Source organism: Vibrio sp. 10N.261.51.F11, assembly GCF_041471665.1.
Lineage (GTDB): Bacteria > Pseudomonadota > Gammaproteobacteria > Enterobacterales > Vibrionaceae > Vibrio > Vibrio crassostreae_C.
The window spans coordinates 26,151-45,248 of record NZ_JBFROW010000095.1 but is presented as its reverse complement, the minus strand read 5'-3'; the positions used below and the strand labels follow the sequence as shown (position 1 = coordinate 45,248).

At 45.6% G+C, this 19,098-nt stretch carries 13 protein-coding genes; 11 read left to right on the top strand and 2 right to left on the bottom strand.

Annotated elements, in window-relative coordinates; translation table 11 throughout:
- Positions 1 to 172: 172 nt before the first annotated feature.
- Together melB and AB4351_RS21425 are read right to left on the bottom strand one after the other, a co-directional pair.
- The gene (gene melB, locus AB4351_RS21430) at positions 173 to 1,546 is read right to left on the bottom strand and encodes a melibiose:sodium transporter MelB (protein WP_102394332.1); all 1,374 of its coding nucleotides are present in this window, start codon (positions 1,544 to 1,546) and stop codon (positions 173 to 175) included.
- A 475-nt stretch (positions 1,547 to 2,021) separates the two neighbouring features.
- The gene (locus tag AB4351_RS21425; protein WP_372127114.1) at positions 2,022 to 4,139 is read right to left on the bottom strand and encodes an alpha-galactosidase; all 2,118 of its coding nucleotides are present in this window, start codon (positions 4,137 to 4,139) and stop codon (positions 2,022 to 2,024) included.
- An 831-nt stretch (positions 4,140 to 4,970) separates the two neighbouring features.
- Here AB4351_RS21425 and AB4351_RS21420 point away from each other — a divergent pair.
- The 11 genes from AB4351_RS21420 to nth all read left to right on the top strand — a co-directional run bounded on the left by AB4351_RS21420 (position 4,971) and on the right by nth (position 19,055).
- Positions 4,971 to 6,215, top strand: a complete 1,245-nt coding sequence (locus tag AB4351_RS21420) for a carbohydrate porin (RefSeq protein WP_102321134.1) — start codon at positions 4,971 to 4,973, stop codon at positions 6,213 to 6,215.
- Between the two features lie 107 nt (positions 6,216 to 6,322).
- On the top strand, positions 6,323 to 7,225 hold the full coding sequence (locus AB4351_RS21415) for a MalM family protein (RefSeq protein WP_372110616.1): 903 nt from the start codon (positions 6,323 to 6,325) through the stop codon (positions 7,223 to 7,225).
- Between the two features lie 121 nt (positions 7,226 to 7,346).
- The gene (locus tag AB4351_RS21410; protein WP_136981689.1) at positions 7,347 to 10,448 is read left to right on the top strand and encodes a beta-galactosidase; all 3,102 of its coding nucleotides are present in this window, start codon (positions 7,347 to 7,349) and stop codon (positions 10,446 to 10,448) included.
- 284 nt (positions 10,449 to 10,732) lie between these two features.
- Complete coding sequence (locus tag AB4351_RS21405) at positions 10,733 to 11,737, top strand: substrate-binding domain-containing protein (protein WP_136973536.1); 1,005 nt, start codon at positions 10,733 to 10,735, stop codon at positions 11,735 to 11,737.
- Positions 11,738 to 12,006: 269 nt separating this feature from the next.
- Positions 12,007 to 12,585 (top strand): electron transport complex subunit RsxA, encoded by a 579-nt coding sequence (gene rsxA, locus AB4351_RS21400; RefSeq protein WP_004734039.1) that lies wholly within the window; start codon positions 12,007 to 12,009, stop codon positions 12,583 to 12,585.
- 2 nt (positions 12,586 to 12,587) lie between these two features.
- Positions 12,588 to 13,181, top strand: coding sequence for an electron transport complex subunit RsxB (gene rsxB / locus AB4351_RS21395; protein WP_004734040.1), 594 nt, complete (start codon positions 12,588 to 12,590; stop codon positions 13,179 to 13,181).
- A gap of 7 nt (positions 13,182 to 13,188) precedes the next feature.
- Entirely contained in the window at positions 13,189 to 15,873 is a 2,685-nt protein-coding gene (rsxC, locus tag AB4351_RS21390) for an electron transport complex subunit RsxC (RefSeq protein WP_372127111.1), read from the top strand.
- Positions 15,873 to 16,919: an electron transport complex subunit RsxD gene (rsxD, locus tag AB4351_RS21385; RefSeq protein WP_372127109.1), complete on the top strand. Its 1,047-nt coding sequence runs from the start codon at positions 15,873 to 15,875 to the stop codon at positions 16,917 to 16,919. Before rsxC ends, rsxD begins: the two co-directional genes overlap by 1 nt.
- Positions 16,920 to 16,933: 14 nt before the next feature.
- Positions 16,934 to 17,563, top strand: coding sequence for an electron transport complex subunit RsxG (gene rsxG / locus AB4351_RS21380; protein ID WP_012603532.1), 630 nt, complete (start codon positions 16,934 to 16,936; stop codon positions 17,561 to 17,563).
- Complete coding sequence (locus AB4351_RS21375) at positions 17,563 to 18,255, top strand: electron transport complex subunit E (RefSeq protein ID WP_012603531.1); 693 nt, start codon at positions 17,563 to 17,565, stop codon at positions 18,253 to 18,255. Before rsxG ends, AB4351_RS21375 begins: the two co-directional genes overlap by 1 nt.
- Positions 18,256 to 18,419: 164 nt before the next feature.
- A complete protein-coding gene (gene nth, locus AB4351_RS21370) occupies positions 18,420 to 19,055 on the top strand; it encodes an endonuclease III (protein WP_048610522.1) in 636 nt (211 codons plus the stop codon).
- The last annotated feature ends 43 nt before the right edge of the window (positions 19,056 to 19,098 follow it).

Below are 19,098 nucleotides of genomic sequence, written 5' to 3'. Positions count from 1 at the left end.
ACTTTACGGGGTCACTTCATCATTCGATGCGGCTTTTTGCGTTTTAGTCGAAACAAAAGCCCTACAGGCACAGCTTTGATTAACTCACATCCATAAAAAAACGCCTCACAAGGAGGCGTTTGGGCTTAGTGACTAAACTGAGCTTTATTCTAGATTAGACGTCGTTTAGCGGTTATGCTTCTGCTGTAACAACATTTGTCTGAGTCTCTTTACCGGCTTGGTCTTGATCAAATCCTTCATGCAGGTGGTAGTAGCGCTTATAAACAAGAGCACTTACCGTCATTAGAATCGCTGGTAAACCTACCATCATAAACTGCAGTCCCATGATAGTGCTGTCAGACTGTTCCACGTTTGGTACATAACCCACCACAGACAAGCCCATACCAACAATAAAACCACCAGCCGCGCCTGCAAACTTAACAAGCATAGTTTGAACAGAGAAGATAACACTCTCACTGCGACGACCCGTTTTGTGTTCACCGTAATCAACAACATCGGCAAGCATTACAGTTTGCAGTGCGTTAGCGATACCCACACCAAACTTGATAGCAGCACCTGCGATACCGATTAGAATCGCGTTACCTGGAGCGATAAAGCCCATGATAAGTAGAGTGGTACAAGACAGCACTGGGAAGCCACAAGCGATAACCCATAGGTGTTTGCGTGGTAACACTGATGCAATACGAGGGAACAAGAATACGCCTGCAACTTCAGCGATACCTGCCACCATCATATAAACGGGGAACAAGTCAGCGTTGCCTAAAGCGTAAGAGAAGTAGTAAATCGCAAAACCACCCACCAACAAGTTTGCTATTTGGAACGACAATACGGTACCAATAAGTGCTTTTAGTTGGTCATTCTTACCAATGATAACCATTACATCTTTAAAGCTGAAACGCTCAGCTGGTTTCGCATTTGCTGGTGCCGATTTTTCTTTTACGTTGCGAGCAATCAAGAATGCACTCATCACGAACAGCACAGCAATCAACATAGCAACGTTGAAGAAACCTTGTCCTTGGTCGCCGTCACCCAGTTTACCGACAATATGTAGCCCGTAAGTACCCGTAATAAACCACGCCAAGCTAGCAAATAATCGTGGCCAAACAACCAACTTTTCACGTTCTTGACGAGAGCTCGATAGTGCAGGAATCAAAGACCAATATGGAATGTCCATAATAGTGTACGTAAGGCCCCACAGAATATAAGCAGCCGCTGCATAAATGTATAACGTAGTGCCTTCAAACATATGCGTACTAAAAAGACCAACAAGCACTACAGCATTTAACAGGGTTCCAATCACTATCCAAGGACGGAATTTACCAAACTTAGAGCGTGTGTTATCAACGATAACGCCCATCATTGGGTCGGTCACCGCGTCGACAATGCGCGCGGCCAAAAAGATAGTACCCACAAATGCCGCTGACAGCCCAGCAACATCGGTGAAGTAAAACATTAAGAAGATGTAGATTGGAGCACAGGCAAAGTCTTTACCTAAAGCCCCAAGTCCATACGATAATTTGGTTTGTAGAGTAATTTGATCAGACATAGTATTTCCTTCAGGCGCGTAACTTCATCTCCTAACAGACGTTGAAACGCTTACCTTTTATTTATAATAATTTATCCACTCAAGTTCTGTTTTAGAGCCACTCTGTGGTCGCTTCTTAAAACACTCAAGTATCAAGTCCGATGCTAATGTAACCATTCCAACGAACAGATACTGTGATCAACAACCACTCCATGGAAACGTTTTCAGTCAAATATCCAAAGTGAGAGATCGAACAATAAAACCCTCGAATTGATAGAGAATATCGCTAATTAAAGTGCTCAAAACAGTTCATTGTGTGAAGTAACGCATGAGAACGATTACATAAGTACAGTATCACGCTGGGAATACCTACAGTTCTCCAATCTATACGGGCACATCAAATTGATTTGATAGTTCATGACGGCTTATTAAAGGCAATAAAAAACCGCGTAATTTCACCTACGCGGTTCATCAAATATAAAGCCTATGCTAAAACTTACTCGATACGTTCAAACTTAATCAGCATCGCTGTTTCTGCGTCAAGTATTGGCATCGTCAGCCCCACCTCGGCACACCAAGCACCTGATAATTCACAGCAAGACTCTGTCCATGGCGGTTGATAATTCACAATATCATCGTAATTTGACGGTTTATCAATCACAGATACCTTGTATAAACTTTGTGGATCTAGCCCAGGTATACGCAAATGACCACTCAATGAATTGGTTGGCATCGCAAGCTGTGCAATCATCACCACAGCTTCTGACACATCTTCGGAGACGACCGCATGGATTTGATGGGCACTATCGTCCGTTGGAACTCGCCAAGTTCTCCCGCTATGCAGTAACGGGCGCAGCATCTTATGTAGCTTGATGTAGTGTTCAAAGCCCTGCTTCTCTTCTTGCACTTCTTTCACAGGATCTAATTCAATCCCCATATGACCAAACAGTGCTGTTAGACCACGAAACTCAATACTATGACGACGACGAGTGCTGTGGCATTGGCTCGCACCAATATGGCTTCCCATTACCTCAGGGGGGAAGAAGTAACTCATCCCACGCTGAATCGTTTGTCTTTCCAGCGCGTCATTGTTATCAGACGCCCAAAAACGTTGCGTACGCTTAAGAACCTCAAAATCGATACGACCACCACCAGCCGCACACGATTCAATATCAACCATTGGGTGCTTCTCTCGGACTTTATCGACCAACTCATAATAACGAGCGGTTTGTTGATGAGCCGCAGCCCTGCCTAGATGCGCAGGTTGTACAACTTCTCGGTTCATATCCCACTTAATGTAAGCAATGTTGTACTGACTTAAGAAGTGGTCAAGACGCTCAAACAAAAAGTCGAATGCTTGTTGATTCTGAAGATCGATAACATATTGATTACGACCCGTTGGTTGGTCATAGCCGTCAACCGCAAGCAACCAGTCTGGATGGGCTCGGTATAAGTCAGAATCCTTATTGATCATCTCAGGTTCGAACCACAATCCAAACTCCATACCCAACTGATTAACGTGCTCAACTATCGGATCTAAACCATTTGGGTATTTTTCTTCATCTAAGAACCAATCCCCTAGCGCAGCCTTGTCTCCGCAGCGCCCTTTGAACCAGCCATCGTCAATGATAAAACGCTCTACTCCCATATCCGCGGCTTGGCTAGCCATCGACATAATATAATCAGGATCATGGTCAAAATAGATGCCTTCCCAAGTATTAAGATGGATAGGTCGAGGCTTTTGTGCGAAAGACTCCGGCAAGATGGAACAACGCACATGGGAGTGGAACTGATGGCTCATTCCATTTAAGCCTTCCGAACTGAAACTGGCATATAACCAAGGTGTCGTTAAGCTTTCACCTTCATCCAATGTAATCTCACCCGGTAGATAAATAACTTCCGCTTGCACGTAGCGACGACCGTCTGCTTTTACATCCGCGCGCAGTCTGTGGTTACCACTCCAAGCGAAGTGAATCCCCCACACATCACCTGCCATTTCATTAAAGTTAGCGGTACCGACAACCATCGCTGGATAATGTTCATGAGACGTTCTTCCGCGACGATTTTCTTGCTGATAGCCCCCTTGCTGTAAGGGTTGACGCACCGTTTGGAACTCATGTACCCAGCGGCCGTAGTACGTCATCAACTCATTAGCTCTTGCTGGTAATGGCAAAGTATTGGCGAGACGGTTCACCTGATAAAGGCCGGCTTTAACGTTGGTTAAGGTGTGACGAGATTTCACAACATCATGTTTATCGAGGCATAACTCGGTTGTTAAACGTAAGCCTGCACGTATATCTTCACTCTCAATGATTAGGCTAGATGGTGTTTGTTGAACATCCGTAATAGAGAAAACAGGCGCCCAGTCCAATCCGTCTCGGTGCCCTTCTAATGCCGGACTGCTGAAAACACCGCGCCCGAGCTCTGGGCTCAGAGACATAGCAACATCATTATCAAGGCGGCCGTATGGAACCGGTCTTTCAAGAGAAACACGGAAGCTAGCTAAATCACCACGAACGGGAGCTCCCCAATGAAGAATTTCGGCAAAATCGCCAAGTTCTACAATCAGTTGCGAGTGTTGACCGGTAATATCAATTAGGGATTTATTCGTCATTTTTTTAACCTTAACGCGTTTAATTACCCCGTATCATAATTATTAAGCCCAGAGTTTCTGTGATCAAACTCGAAATCATGAAAACGTTTCCAGTAAATATTCAAGACTGATAACTTTGGTAAATAGCTCCTAATTCAAAGATTTAGATTGACCACCATTCCATCTCATATTGCCTACCTCTAGGTAGAATTGAACTTTCCACTCTAAATAAAGCAATATAAAACGATAATTAATGGCAATTTAATCTTTTAAATTCAGTATATTAAATCAAAGTTCCCATTAACACATAGGCTAAAATACATTTCCTCTTGAACTGATCACATCACACTCGTATTCTTAGATCTTCGAGTACATCTATGAAGTGTCTCTCTGGGTCCTAACTTTTACATTCCAGCTTGACGGTACAGAACACGATGCTTGTAGCCTTGCTGCTGCATTTGCTTTGATACTTACTTCCTTGTCTCACGAGCCCAGTTATCATTAACTGGGCTGCTTTTCCTCAAAGCCCTCGAACAACCCGACACTCAAAGTACCTCAAACCCGCTTCACCTCAAATTCCAAGACAACCAACAGCATAATCACTCCCTCTAAACCACCACATAGCACTGAGTAAAGAAAACGATTCCACTTTAAAATCACAAAACCTAGCGTAAAAACACCTATACAAGCCCAATAATCAGATCAAAATCACACAAAATAATCACAAACCCATCAATAGCATAAAAATGCCAACTTCATCATGAAAACGTTTCCAGAGTTTATTTACACTCTCGCTCGAGTTAGGACTCAAACATAAAAATATCCATAAATAAAAAATAATGGAGACACTTCATGAAACAAAAAATGCTAGTCAAAGCATTAGGATTCACTCTGTCCCTCGCCCCATTAGTCAGCTTCGCTGCAGTGGAGAACGTAACGTATTTTGGTTATGCAAAATGGGGAAACATCTACACCGATAATGACCAACATAACGACGGCAAAGGAGAACGCAACGACGTTATTCGAGCGGGCCAAGGTTACGGTAACTACCGTTTAGGTAATGAACTAAATTGGTGGGAAGCGGGAGTGAAAGCCGATGTATGGCGTGACAATGACGCCTATTTTGACACCACGATTTATCTAGGCAGTGGAGATAGCTGGGGAGACGTGAGTACGATTCAGCTTTGGTCAGCAGGCCATGGGCTTATCGACGGCCAACCCAACGCAAAAATTTGGGCAGGTGAACGTTTTTACCGTCGCCACGAAGTCCACATGATAGATGTGAAGTACTGGGATACATCCAGCACCGGTCTTGGTATTGAAGATTGGGATCTCGGCTTTGCTGATGCTCACTTAGCTTGGATGGCACCAAACTCTTCAAGTGACGATGGACGCAGCCTTCATAACATCGATGCCCGCTTAAGTGGCATTGAGCTAAGTGAAACAGCAGACCTAACACTCGGCCTAAACTACGTAACCACGCAGAACTCAAGCTACGACGATAAAGACATTACTACTTCTGGCGCAATGCTCTCTGCTCTTTACCGTCAAGCTTGGAACTACGGTTCAAACACCTTGGCCTTCCAATATGGTACCGATGCGTTGGCAGGTGGATTAATGAGTGCTGAAGGTGGATCAAACAGAAAATACAGCACGGGTGTGGAACACGATGGTTCTAGCTGGCGCCTATTTAACCACGGTGACTTGAATATCAGTGAAGATGTTCAAGTGATGTACTCCATCGCTTATCAAGACAAAAACCTAGATAACAACGATGGTGAGAAGTGGTTCAGTGTCGGAGCTCGTCCTCAATATGCTTGGACAGATTACATGTCGACAGCATTAGAGGTGGGTTACGAAACGGTAGAAGCTCAAAACGGCTCGGGCACCAACGATATGTATAAAGTGACCGTGGCTCAAATGTTCCAAGCTGGAAAAGGGGTATGGGCTCGTCCATCTATTCGTATTTTTGCGACGTACTCTGAATCCAACAACGAATGGGATCGTGGTAACGAGACTTATGGAACGGCAACAAGCATCAATGCCGAGACTGTTGACGAGATTACCTTTGGTTTCAACGTAGAGACTTGGTGGTAAACCACCACACCCGAGCGTCTGTTCAATCAACGAATTGACGCTCAACACTGGAATAGCAATTTAACGGGGAAAGCCGATGTTTTCCCCTTTACTAAGGTAGCAATCAGATGAAATTAAAATCATTGGTGATCATTGTCGCGGCACTCACAGTTAGCGCATGCAGCGGAATACCTGAAAAGGAACTTAATACTGATTTCAATGAGAGTGCATGCTGCTCTCAGCTAAGTGCGCTGCCAATGACGCAATTGTCTGTTCCATTCCACCAACAAGTGATTATGGACGGTCATTTACCGACCCTTTCCTCTTCATTGTTAAATGACAATACACAAGCGGATAGCCAACGCTTTCCGACCATCGCGTACCAAATCAGTGACACGACAGAATCGCTGTCCTTGCTCATTCGTTCATACATTAAAAATGATGCGCTATTCGCACCGTCTATTTATGTCTTTGACAAACAATGGCGACTGCTTGGTCAATACAGTACTAACGACTTCACTTACTACCCGACAACGATGCAAGGGTTAGAAAGAATTGAAGCATCAATTGCACTCGAACCTCAACGAGACAACGCGCAATTTATTGTGGTCAGCGCCGATAGCACTAAGTTAGATAGCGCCATCAATCGAATTCATCCTGAAGATCTGTATTCAGAATCTCAGCAGGTTATTGGCAATAAGCAACTGCCGTTGACTGCGACGTTGAGCTACGTAGGTGTCATTGATGTTACGGCGAGCAAATCAACAAACAGTGCGGTTTTGACTCTATTGGCTGAGCTTGGTGTTTCATCCGACAATGAACCCGAAACCTTAGGTTCAAAGCAAGTTTCTCAACCATCAAATCAGACAATTGAAACCAATCAAAAGGCGCAATGGCTGAATATCCAAAAAGACATTGACCAAGCCCTAAACAACAATGACATCAAACAAGCTGCATTTATTGCTAATCAAGCGGCCGAACAGGGCATACCCGAAGCAAAAGATTATTTATTAAAACAGCTCGCTGAATAGCTGAATAAGCCAACAGAACAATACGCATAACCAACGATTTGATAACGGTCATCACGGCTTAAAAGACCGATGACTTAATAGAATTATTACCCATATTGAACACTTTAAGAGTAGGAATACCATGAAGGCATTTTCAAACATCATCCAAAGACGCGATTGGGAAAACCCACAGTCTGTGAATATCCACTGCCTTAATGCGCACAGCCCATTATCAAGCTACCGCAACCTTAAGCACGCTCGAGACGGCATTGAGTCACAACGTAAATCTCTTAATGGACAATGGAAGTTCAAATACTTTGATGCACCTGAACAAGTTGACGGTGAATTTATCGAAACAAGTTTCAATGACTCACAATGGGACGAGATTACCGTACCATCGAACTGGCAAATGCAAGGCTACGATAAACCTATCTACGCCAACGTAAAATACCCATTTGAAGTGAACCCACCGTTTGTACCGGCAGAAAACCCAACCGGTTGTTACCGCACTCAAATTACGTTGACTAAAAATGACCTAAAGAACACCCAACGTATTATCTTTGATGGCGTCAATTCCGCTTTTCATCTTTGGTGTAATGGCAATTGGGTTGGTTACAGCCAAGATAGCCGCTTACCTGCCGAGTTCGACTTAACTCAGTATCTAACGGTTGGCGACAATACGCTTTCTGTCATGGTGATACGTTGGTGTGATGGTAGCTATTTAGAAGACCAAGATATGTGGTGGCTAAGCGGTATTTTCCGTGATGTGACCTTACTAGCTAAACCAAAGCAGTGCATTGAAGATGTGTTCGTTACGCCGGACTTAGACGCATGCTATCGCGATGGTTCACTGTCTATTGTCACCAAAATTACGGCACCAGACACTTACCAAGTTCAGGTTCAACTGTTTGACGGTGAAAACGCGGTGACTGAACCGCTTATCGATCGCCCTCATAATCGACGAATTGACGAGCGTGGCACCTACGATGATGTGGTATTCCAAACTCTTCATGTTCGAGATCCGAAGAAATGGAGCGCAGAAGTTCCTAACCTTTACCGAATTGTCGTGTCATTGCTTGATAGGCAAGGTAACCACATAGAAAGTGAAGCTTATCAAGTTGGATTCCGTAAAGTCGAAATGACAGACGGTCAGCTAAAGCTAAACGGCAAACCGCTATTGATTCGCGGCGTCAACCGTCATGAGCATCACCCAGAGTTGGGGCATGTGATGACAGAAGAAGACATGATCCGCGATATCTGTCTAATGAAGCAGTACAACTTCAATGCTGTGCGCACCGCTCACTACCCTAACCACCCACGATGGTACGAGCTGTGTGACGAATACGGTTTATATGTGTGTGATGAAGCGAACATCGAGACCCATGGCATGCAGCCTATGAATCGCTTGTCTGCGGATCCGCAATGGGCACACGCTTATATGAGTCGCTATACGCAAATGGTCATGCGTGATAAGAACCACCCTTCTATCATCATCTGGTCTTTGGGCAACGAGTCAGGGCACGGCAGCAGCCACAATGCGATGTATGCTTGGTCGAAACAGTACGATCCTTCTCGCCCGGTACAGTATGAAGGCGGTGGTTCAAATACCACAGCGACCGATATCATTGCGCCAATGTACGCACGCGTTAACAGCACTATCGAAGACGATGCCGTTCCAAAATGGTCTATCAAGAAATGGGTTTCTCTGCCTAACGAGCAACGCCCGCTTATTCTTTGTGAATACGCACACGCAATGGGTAACAGTTTGGGTAGCTTTAATGATTACTGGGATGCATTCCGAGAATATCCTCGCCTACAAGGCGGTTTCATCTGGGATTGGGTTGACCAAGGACTAAGCCAATGGGATGAAAACGGTGAACACTTCTGGGCCTACGGTGGAGACTTTGGCGATGTCATCAACGACCGTCAGTTCTGCATCAACGGTTTGATCTTCCCAGATCGCAGCGTACACCCGACCTTGGAAGAGGCGAAATACTGCCAGAGAATGATCAATGTGACGTTAGCAGAGCAAACTGAAGATCAATGCCGCCTAACGGTAACCAATGAAAACCTGTTCCGAGCGACTGACAATGAAATCTTACGCTGGCAATTGCTCGAAAATGGCATCGTGATTCAATCAGGGCAACAAGTCTTATCCGTTGCTGAAGATAGTAAACAAGAGCTGGTAATTGACCTCGCTTTCACACCAAAAGCACAAGCCGAATATCATCTCAACACCGATATTACTCTGACTCATTCAACCAAGTGGGCAGAAGAAGGCCATGTTTGTGCGACGGAGCAATTTGCTTTACGTAACCATGCTGGCTTGCAACTCCCGATCACGGCAAATGCTTTGGCTCCCCAGTTACATCAGCAAGACAATAAAGTGGTCGTGTCTAGCCTAGATGAAACACATCAATGGCAATGGGATACAGAGAGTGGATTGTTGACCCACTGGATCGTTGATGGGCAACCGCAAGTTATCAAGGCACCTGTCGATAACTTCTATCGCGCGCCACTTGATAACGACATTGGTATCAGTGAGATAGACAACATCGACCCAAATGCATGGGCTTGTCGCTGGGAACTTGCAGGCATTGGTCAATGGGAGCGTCAGTGTACAAGTTGTGTCGTGCAAGCGCTCGCAGACTCAGTACAAGTGGCGTCAGTATTCGCCTACCAATTTAATGGCCAAATCCAAGCGATTACCAAATGGCAATACACCTTAAATAACCTAGGCGAAATGAATATCGCGGTTGATGTCAACTTAGCCGATCACTTACCACCGATGCCACGCATTGGTCTTGAGATGGAGCTACCTTTACCACTCGAAACTGCCAATGAAACTCCAGTATCGTGGCTGGGATTAGGTCCTTTTGAAAACTATCCAGACCGTTTGGCTGCTGCTCGATTCGGTTTACACAAACAGACACTGGATCAGATGCATACGCCGTATATATTCCCAACCGATAGCGGGTTACGTTGCGGAACCAAAAACTTGAATGTAGGAAATATCGGGATCGAAGGCGATTTTTCATTCAGTGTGAGTCAGTACAGCCAGCAACAATTAACGGATGCTAAGCATACCAATGACCTGACTCGTGAAGAGAAAATCTATGTACGCGTAGATCACCAACATATGGGTGTTGGTGGTGATGATTCTTGGAGTCCAAGTGTTCACCAAGAGTTTCAACTCACCGACAATCAATATCGTTATCAGGTTACGCTAACAAGCGCATCGTAAGTAGATTCGGACCAAGCGGCTTGCTCTAAGCCACTTGGTTCCCCTATTACTTTGGGTTACCTGTGATTACCTTACTTCACGCGACAACAGCTCACACGCCAATGTGACTCAAAAGCCAAGCTCAAATCTAGAGCTTGGCTTATTATTTTCAAACTAGTCAGCCAATCAAAAATAAACCATCAAACCTCGTCATATTTGATGTTTAATATTTGAATTGCCTAACTATCCGTTGTTAAATGTCCAACCACCAGCACACAGCATTATATTCAGAATAAGAGAGCGGAATGGCTACCATTAAAGATGTTGCGAAGGAAGCAGGCGTATCAATCGCGACCACCTCTCGAGTAATCAACAATGCACCTCACACCAGTGAAACCGCAATTGCGGCGGTAAAAGCCGCTATGGAAAAACTCGGCTATCGCCCAAATGCCAACGCCCGTGCATTGGTCAGCAAATCTTCAAACGCGATTGGTGTACTGGTTAATGATGTTTCTGCCCCGTTCTTCGGCTCGATGATCAAAGCCATTGATACCGTGGCAAGTGAGCAAGAAAAGCAGCTACTGATTGGCAGCGGCTACCATGACGCGACCAAAGAGCGTAATGCGATTAACTTGCTGATCAACAGCCGCTGCGAATCACTCGTGGTTCATAGCAAAGGCATTAGCGACGAAGAATTGGTTAAGCTAGCCAATGAAGTGCCCGGCTTAGTTCTCATCAACCGAATTGTTCCCGATATCGAACACCGCTGTATTGCTCTCGACAACCGCCGCGGCTCTTACATCGCGACTGAGTATTTGATTAAAAACGGCCACAAGCACATTGGCTACATCTGCTCGAGTCACGATATTGAAGATGCTCACGACCGCTTAGGTGGCTATTTGGATGCATTGAAAGATCACGGTATTGAATCGAACGATGAGTACATCGAATATGGTGAACCTGACGAGCTAGGCGGTGAGCAAGCCATGGTTAACTTAATGGCAAAAAACACAGATATCACAGCCATTGCCACGTATAACGACTACATGGCAGCAGGCTGTTTGGCGTTATTACAAGAAAATGGCGTTCGTATTCCAGAAGATATATCAGTTATTGGGTTTGATGACGGCCACATTGCTCGCTTCATCTACCCTCGATTGACCACCATTCGTTACCCAATTCAAGTCATGGCTAATCAAGCGGTTAAGCTCTCTCTGCAACTCGCAAGTGACGAGCCAAAAGAACACACGGAACATAAGCTATTTATGCCAATTTTGGTGCGCAGAGCCTCTGTTCGAAACATTAATTGAGAAAGCTCAGGTTCATAAAGACTAAGTCATTTCGTTCCTCGACACTTTTTACAACAAAGAAAATAGGATTGATTCGATGAGTTATCATTGAGTTAATCTTATTTTTCATTCCCCGCAAATACCCACCTATACTTAACCTGATCCATCTTAATCAAACGGTTACCCGTTGATTTTTTCACCAAGTGTCTAAATCCCTAGTGATCCTTGGTTGTTATTAGGTGAGCAAAGCAGGATAATATCGGGATCGGAATCTCAAGAATTAATCCATTATGACCGAATACCTTTTGTTGTTGGTTGGCACAGTGCTGGTCAATAACTTTGTGCTAGTGAAGTTTTTAGGGCTATGTCCTTTCATGGGAGTCTCCAAGAAACTGGAGACTGCGATTGGCATGGGCCTCGCGACGACTTTCGTTCTGACGTTAGCGTCGGTATCTGCATACCTAGTAGAAACCTACATCCTTACCCCTCTGGGTATTGAATACCTGCGTACCATGAGCTTCATTTTGGTTATCGCGGTGGTCGTTCAATTTACGGAAATGGTCGTTCACAAAACCAGCCCGACTCTTTATCGCCTATTGGGTATCTTCCTGCCTCTTATCACCACCAACTGTGCGGTATTAGGTGTGGCACTTTTGAACATCAATGAAAACCACAACTTCATTCAGTCGATCATCTATGGTTTTGGCGCTGCGGTGGGTTTCTCTCTTGTATTGATCCTATTTGCTGCGATGCGTGAACGTATTGCGGTTGCTGATGTTCCAATGCCCTTCAAAGGCGCATCGATTGCGATGATCACAGCAGGCCTAATGTCTCTGGCATTCATGGGCTTTACTGGGTTGGTGAAATAAACATGAGTACCATTTTAATTGCGATCATTGCGCTAGCCGTTTTAGCCGCTGTTTTTGGCGCTATTTTGGGCTTTGCTTCTATCCGTTTTAAAGTTGAAGCTGATCCTATCGTCGATCAAATCGACACCATTTTACCGCAAACTCAATGTGGCCAGTGTGGCTACCCTGGCTGTCGCCCATACGCAGAGGCGATCGCTAACGGAGACAAGATCAACAAATGTCCTCCGGGCGGCCAAGCAACCATTGAGAAGCTAGCAGATTTAATGGGCGTAGAAGTTGAAGACTCCGCTCATGACTTAGATAACAAAGTAAAAACCGTTGCCTTCATTCACGAAGATATGTGTATCGGCTGTACCAAGTGTATTCAAGCCTGCCCTGTTGACGCCATTGTTGGTGGCACCAAGGCACTGCACACAGTAATTAAAGATGAATGTACAGGTTGTGATCTATGTGTCGCACCGTGCCCTACTGACTGTATTGAAATGATTCCAGTGGCAACAACGACTGAAAATTGGAAATGGCAGATGAACATCATTCCTGTTACTGATATCACTAACCAAGCGACTGATGCGACCGCGTCAGAGCCTAAAGCATAGGGTTAGTATGATCTCTTTAATTGAACAAATTCGCACGGGCTCTATTTGGAACTTCCCTGGTGGCGTGCACCCTGCTGAAAACAAGAAACAGTCGAATACTACTGATATCGTCCACGCAAGGCTTCCAGAAGAAATCGTTCTTCCTGTGAAACAGCACATCGGTAAGCCGGGGAACCTATTGGTTGCTGCTGGCGACACTGTGTTAAAAGGTCAGCAACTTACGGCCTTAGACACAGGTTTTACTTTGCCAGTACACGCACCAACATCGGGTGTGATTACCGCTATCGAACCGCGAACTACCGCTCATCCTTCAGGCTTGAGCGAAATATGTGTGGTTATTAAACCTGATGGCTTAGACACTTGGATTGAAAAAAATCCAGTTGAAGATTTTTCGACAAAGACTTCTGACGAACTGCTAGATGTGATTCGCCAAGCTGGTATTTCGGGCATGGGCGGCGCAGGCTTCCCTACGGCTAAGAAGCTTCAATCAGGTTTAGGTCGTACCGACATTTTGATCGTCAATGCTGCGGAATGTGAACCTTACATCACCTCTGATGACAAGTTGCTTCAAGAACATGCCGACGAAGTATTAAAAGGCATCGAAGTGGTTGAACACATTCTTCAACCAAAGCTGACGGTTATCGGCATCGAAGACAACAAACCAGACGCGATAAAAGCACTTGAGATTGCAGCGAAAGACAAAGATATCGTCATTCGTGTTATCCCAACTAAGTATCCTTCTGGTGGCGAGAAGCAACTGATCAAGATCCTCACCAATAAAGAGGTCCCAGCTGGCGGTATTCCTGCAGATATTGGTGTTTTGGTTCAGAACGTCGGTTCTCTTTATTCTATTAAGCGAGCGGTAATTGACGGTGAACCTGTGGTTAACCGTGTGGTGACTTTAACCGGTAAGACCTTTAAGCAACCTCGTAACGTTTGGGCGCTACTAGGCACACCAGTACATGAGTTACTTGAAGAGTTTGGCTACAAGGCCGATAAAAAACTGCCGCGTTTGATTTTGGGCGGCCCTATGATGGGCTTCACCTTGCCACATGCCAATGTGCCAATTACCAAAACATCGAACTGTATTTTAGCGCCAACGCGCCGTGAGATTTCACCAAGCACTTACGAGATGGAATGTATTCGATGCAGTGCATGTGCCGAAGCTTGTCCTGCGTCTCTACTTCCTCAACAACTGCAATGGCACGCCAAAGCCAACGAGTTGGATAAGTGTGAAGAGCTGAATATTAAAGACTGTATTGAATGTGGTGCTTGTGCGTTTGTCTGCCCAAGTGAAATCCCTCTTGTTCAGTACTATCGCCAAGCGAAAGCCGAAATCAAAACAAGAAAAGATGAAGCGACAGCTGCTGAGCGCGCCAAGATTCGTTTCGAAGAGAAAAACGCTCGTATGGAGCGCGACAAAGCAGAACGTGAAAACCGCTTCAAGAAAGCTGCTGACAACCGTCGTAAAGATATGAAGTCTGCGGATGGTGATGATGCGATTGCAGCTGCGATTGCTCGCGTTAAAGCGCAAAAAGCCGCGGCAGACCAAGCTCCTAATGCAGAACCAGCAGTGAAACCTGCGGTAGCTGCTGCTATTGCGAAGGCAAAAGCGAAACAAGCTGCGGCTCAGAAAGCGGATGGCGCTGAACCAGACAACTCTGAAATGTCGAAATTGCGTGAAGAACGTAAACGTCAAGCTCGAGAGCGCAAGGCACAACAAGCAGCCGCTGATACTCCTGCAGAAAGCTCAGGTGATGGCAAGAAAGATGCTGTCACTGCGGCTATTGCTCGCGCTAAAGCCAAGAAAGCCCAACAAGCAGGTTCAGCTTCCGAGGCTCCGGCTGAAAGTACTGGCGACGCCAAGAAAGATGCTGTCGCTGCGGCCATTGCTCGTGCTAAAGCGAAGAAAGCTCAACAAGCGGAATCAGCTGCTCAAACCGAAAGTGAAGCTCCAGCTAAAAGCTCTGGCGATGCTAAGAAAGATGCTGTCGCTGCGGCTATCGCGCGTGCTAAAGCGAAGAAGGCTCAACAAGCAGAATCAGCTTCCGAAGCTCCGGTTGAAAGTACTGGCGACGCTAAGAAAGATGCTGTCGCTGCGGCTATTGCTCGTGCTAAAGCCAAGAAAGCTCAACAAGCAGAATCAGCTTCTGATGCTCCGACTGAAAGTACTGGCGACGCTAAGAAAGATGCTGTCGCTGCGGCCATTGCTCGCGCTAAAGCGAAAAAAGCACAGCAAGCTAAGCAAGCGGAAACTCCTGAGTCAGTGATTGAAGTTGAAGCTGAAACTCAACAAGAGCCAGTCGATCCTAAGAAAGCCGCTGTTGCTGCAGCCATCGCTCGCGCTAAAGCCAAGAAAGCTCAACAAGCTAAGCAAGACGAAGCAGCAGAAACTCCTGAGCCAGTGATTGAGGTTGAAGCTAAAACTCAATCAGAACCCGTCGATCCTAAAAAAGCAGCCGTTGCTGCCGCAATCGCTCACGCTAAAGCAAGAAAGGCACAACAAGCGAAACAGGAAGAATCAGCAGAAACGCCTGAATCTGTGGTTGAACCTGCAGTTGAAGTAAAGGCTGAAACTCAACAAGAACCAGTCGATCCTAAGAAAGCAGCTGTTGCTGCCGCTATTGCTCGTGCTAAAGCAAGAAAAGCACAGCAAGAGCTAGATAAAAAGAATAATGAGGAGAAAGAGTAGTGGCCTTCTTTATCGCCAGCTCACCGCACGCACACAGTCGTAGAAGCACCCCAGATCTTATGAAATGGGTCGCTATTTGTGCATTGCCAGGTCTACTAGCTCAAACCTACTTCTTCGGATGGGGTACGCTCATCCAGTTAGTATTTGCTATCGCACTTGCGATTACCTTTGAAGCAGCAATCATGCTGCTAAGAAAGCGCCCGCCAGTGATGGCGCTACGTGATTACAGTGCTGTTGTCACCGCTTGGCTACTTAGTGTCGCGATTCCTCCGCACTCTCCGTGGTGGATTCTAGTGATAGGTATGTTCTTCGCAATTGTCATAGCGAAACACCTATACGGCGGACTTGGGCAAAATCCATTTAACCCAGCGATGGTCGCTTACGTTGTTTTGTTGATCTCATTCCCAGTTCAGATGACCAGTTGGAATGCACCGACCAGTTTAACAGCTGAAGCAACGAGTTTTGTTGACTCATTTTTGATGATCTTTACAGGCTTCAACAATGAGGGGCTGTCTCTACAGCAAGCTCGTTTAGGTATAGATGGCACCACAATGGCGACGCCGCTTGATGCATTTAAAACCGCATTAACGGCAGGCAACACCGCTTCTGAAGCTCTGTCTCAACCGCAATTCAGCTGGCTAGCTGGCGTGGGTTGGGAGTGGGTGAACCTTGCCTACCTAATTGGTGGCTTGGTACTTATTAAGCAACGCGTGATTCAATGGCATATTCCTGTGGCTTTCATCGGCAGCCTTGCGCTGTTTAGCCTAGTGTTCTTAATCTTAACTCCAGGTGAAACTGCTTCTCCAACCATTCATCTATTGTCTGGTGCGACTATGCTCGGCGCATTTTTTATTGCGACCGACCCAGTTTCAGCATCAACAACAGTGAAAGGTCGCTTAGTGTTTGGCGCTCTGATCGGCGGTTTGGTATTTATCATCCGCAGTTGGGGTGGTTTCCCTGATGGCGTGGCGTTTGCTGTATTGTTAGCCAACATGTGTGTTCCACTGATTGACTACTACACCAAACCTCGTACATACGGCCACTAAAGGGAGCGGATACCATGCTAAATGCAATTAAGAAAAACGGCCTTGTACTCGCGATTTTTGCGTGTGCTTCGACGGGATTGGTCGCGGTAACTCACTACCTGACCAAAGATCAGATCAAACAACAAGAACAGGCTCAGTTACTGTCTGTTCTTAACCAAGTGATCCCACACGATCTGCACGACAACGAGCTGTTTTCGTCTTGTACTTTGGTTCAAGCAGAAGAGCTTGGTACTGAGCAAGCGATGCCGGCTTACATTGCTAAAATCAATGGTGAGCCGAGTGCGATTGCGATCGAAGCGATTGCCCCAGACGGCTACAACGGCGCGATTAAAGTGATTGTTGGAATGAAGATCGACGGTACTATTTTAGGTACTCGCGTGCTTTCTCACCAAGAAACTCCAGGTTTGGGTGATAAGATTGATTTGCGTGTAAGTGATTGGATACTTTCGTTTGCAGGCAAACAAGTAACAGATTCTAATCTTGACCGTTGGAAGGTTCGTAAAGACGGTGGTGACTTTGACCAGTTTACTGGCGCAACCATCACACCAAGAGCGGTCGTGAAGTCAGTCAAACAAGCGGTTCAATACGTTAACCAAAACAACCAAGCATTGCTTGCTCAACCTCTAAATTGTGGTGGTGAATAATGAGTGACCATAAAACACTGATCAAAAATGGCATGTGGGCCAATAACCCTGCCCTAGTACAACTTCTTGGGTTATGTCCGCTGCTGGCTGTATCGTCAACAGTCACTAACGCACTTGGGCTAGGTATTGCTACCTTGCTTGTACTGGTCGGCTCAAACGTTTCTGTTTCTTTGGTTCGTAACCATGTGCCAAAAGAAGTGCGTATCCCAGTATTCGTAATGATCATTGCCTCGCTAGTAACGTGTGTTCAATTACTGATGAACGCTTACGCCTATGGGCTTTACCTCTCTTTGGGTATCTTCATCCCGCTGATTGTAACCAACTGCATCATCATTGGTCGTGCGGAAGCCTTCGCTTCAAAGAATGAAGTGCTACCAGCGGCTCAAGATGGTTTCTGGATGGGTCTAGGCATGACATCGGTATTGGTTGTGTTAGGTGCGATGCGTGAGATTATTGGTAACGGCACTCTATTTGATGGCGCAGACCTGCTGCTTGGTGACTGGGCTTCGGTATTACGAATCCAGATATTCCAATTTGATAACAGCTTCTTGTTAGCCCTGCTTCCACCGGGTGCCTTCATTGGTGTTGGTTTCTTAATTGCTTTGAAAAACATCATCGATAACCAAGCAAAATCTAGACAACCAAAACAAGAAAAACCAGTCATTGAACGCGCTCGCGTTACCAATGCCTAATAAGTTAAATTAGCTTAAACCCCGCTGAGTTGGCTCAATCACTCAGCGGGGCAAATCAGATCTAAACAGTACATATAATAATGACGCTCATAAGAGCGCGTAACCGATGATAAAGCAGAAGCAATCCAAGCTTCATGCCCTAACTATTTGAAAGTAATGTCGCTATGAACAATGTAAAACGAGTAGAAATACTTGAGCGTTTAAGAGAAAACAATCCAAAGCCAGAGACTGAGCTTAACTGGAACAGCCCATTCGAACTGCTGATTGCCGTTCTATTGTCTGCACAAGCAACCGATGTCAGTGTGAACAAGGCGACGGATAAACTGTACCCTGTAGCCAATACGCCTCAAGCAATTTTCGACCTAGGTGTTGATGGCTTAAAAGAGTACATCAAGACCATCGGCCTATTTAACTCAAAAGCAGAAAACACCATCAAGACGTGTCGTATGCTGCTTGACCTACATAATGGTGAAGTACCGGAAGATCGCGCTGCATTAGAAGCCCTTCCAGGTGTTGGACGTAAAACAGCAAACGTAGTGTTAAATACCGCATTTGGTTGGCCAACGATTGCCGTTGATACTCACATCTATCGTGTATCAAACCGCACTAAGCTAGCGATGGGTAAAACCGTCGACGATGTCGAAGCAAAACTACTTAAAGTTATCCCAAAAGAATTCAAACTGGATGTCCACCATTGGCTCATTCTTCATGGACGTTACACCTGTGTCGCACGTAAACCACGCTGTGGCAGCTGTATCATTGAAGATCTCTGTGAGTTCAAAGAAAAGAGCGAAGATTAGTCTTTCCGTTCACAACAATTAATCAACACAGCAGCGCTTAAGG

Coding starts and splice junctions, on each gene's coding strand:
- melB (WP_102394332.1), bottom strand. CDS start 1,546: ATGTCTGATCAAATTACTCTACAAACCAAATTATCGTATGGACTTGGG.
- AB4351_RS21425 (WP_372127114.1), bottom strand. CDS start 4,139: ATGACGAATAAATCCCTAATTGATATTACCGGTCAACACTCGCAACTG.
- AB4351_RS21420 (WP_102321134.1), top strand. CDS start 4,971: ATGAAACAAAAAATGCTAGTCAAAGCATTAGGATTCACTCTGTCCCTC.
- AB4351_RS21415 (WP_372110616.1), top strand. CDS start 6,323: ATGAAATTAAAATCATTGGTGATCATTGTCGCGGCACTCACAGTTAGC.
- AB4351_RS21410 (WP_136981689.1), top strand. CDS start 7,347: ATGAAGGCATTTTCAAACATCATCCAAAGACGCGATTGGGAAAACCCA.
- AB4351_RS21405 (WP_136973536.1), top strand. CDS start 10,733: ATGGCTACCATTAAAGATGTTGCGAAGGAAGCAGGCGTATCAATCGCG.
- rsxA (WP_004734039.1), top strand. CDS start 12,007: ATGACCGAATACCTTTTGTTGTTGGTTGGCACAGTGCTGGTCAATAAC.
- rsxB (WP_004734040.1), top strand. CDS start 12,588: ATGAGTACCATTTTAATTGCGATCATTGCGCTAGCCGTTTTAGCCGCT.
- rsxC (WP_372127111.1), top strand. CDS start 13,189: ATGATCTCTTTAATTGAACAAATTCGCACGGGCTCTATTTGGAACTTC.
- rsxG (WP_012603532.1), top strand. CDS start 16,934: ATGCTAAATGCAATTAAGAAAAACGGCCTTGTACTCGCGATTTTTGCG.
- AB4351_RS21375 (WP_012603531.1), top strand. CDS start 17,563: ATGAGTGACCATAAAACACTGATCAAAAATGGCATGTGGGCCAATAAC.
- nth (WP_048610522.1), top strand. CDS start 18,420: ATGAACAATGTAAAACGAGTAGAAATACTTGAGCGTTTAAGAGAAAAC.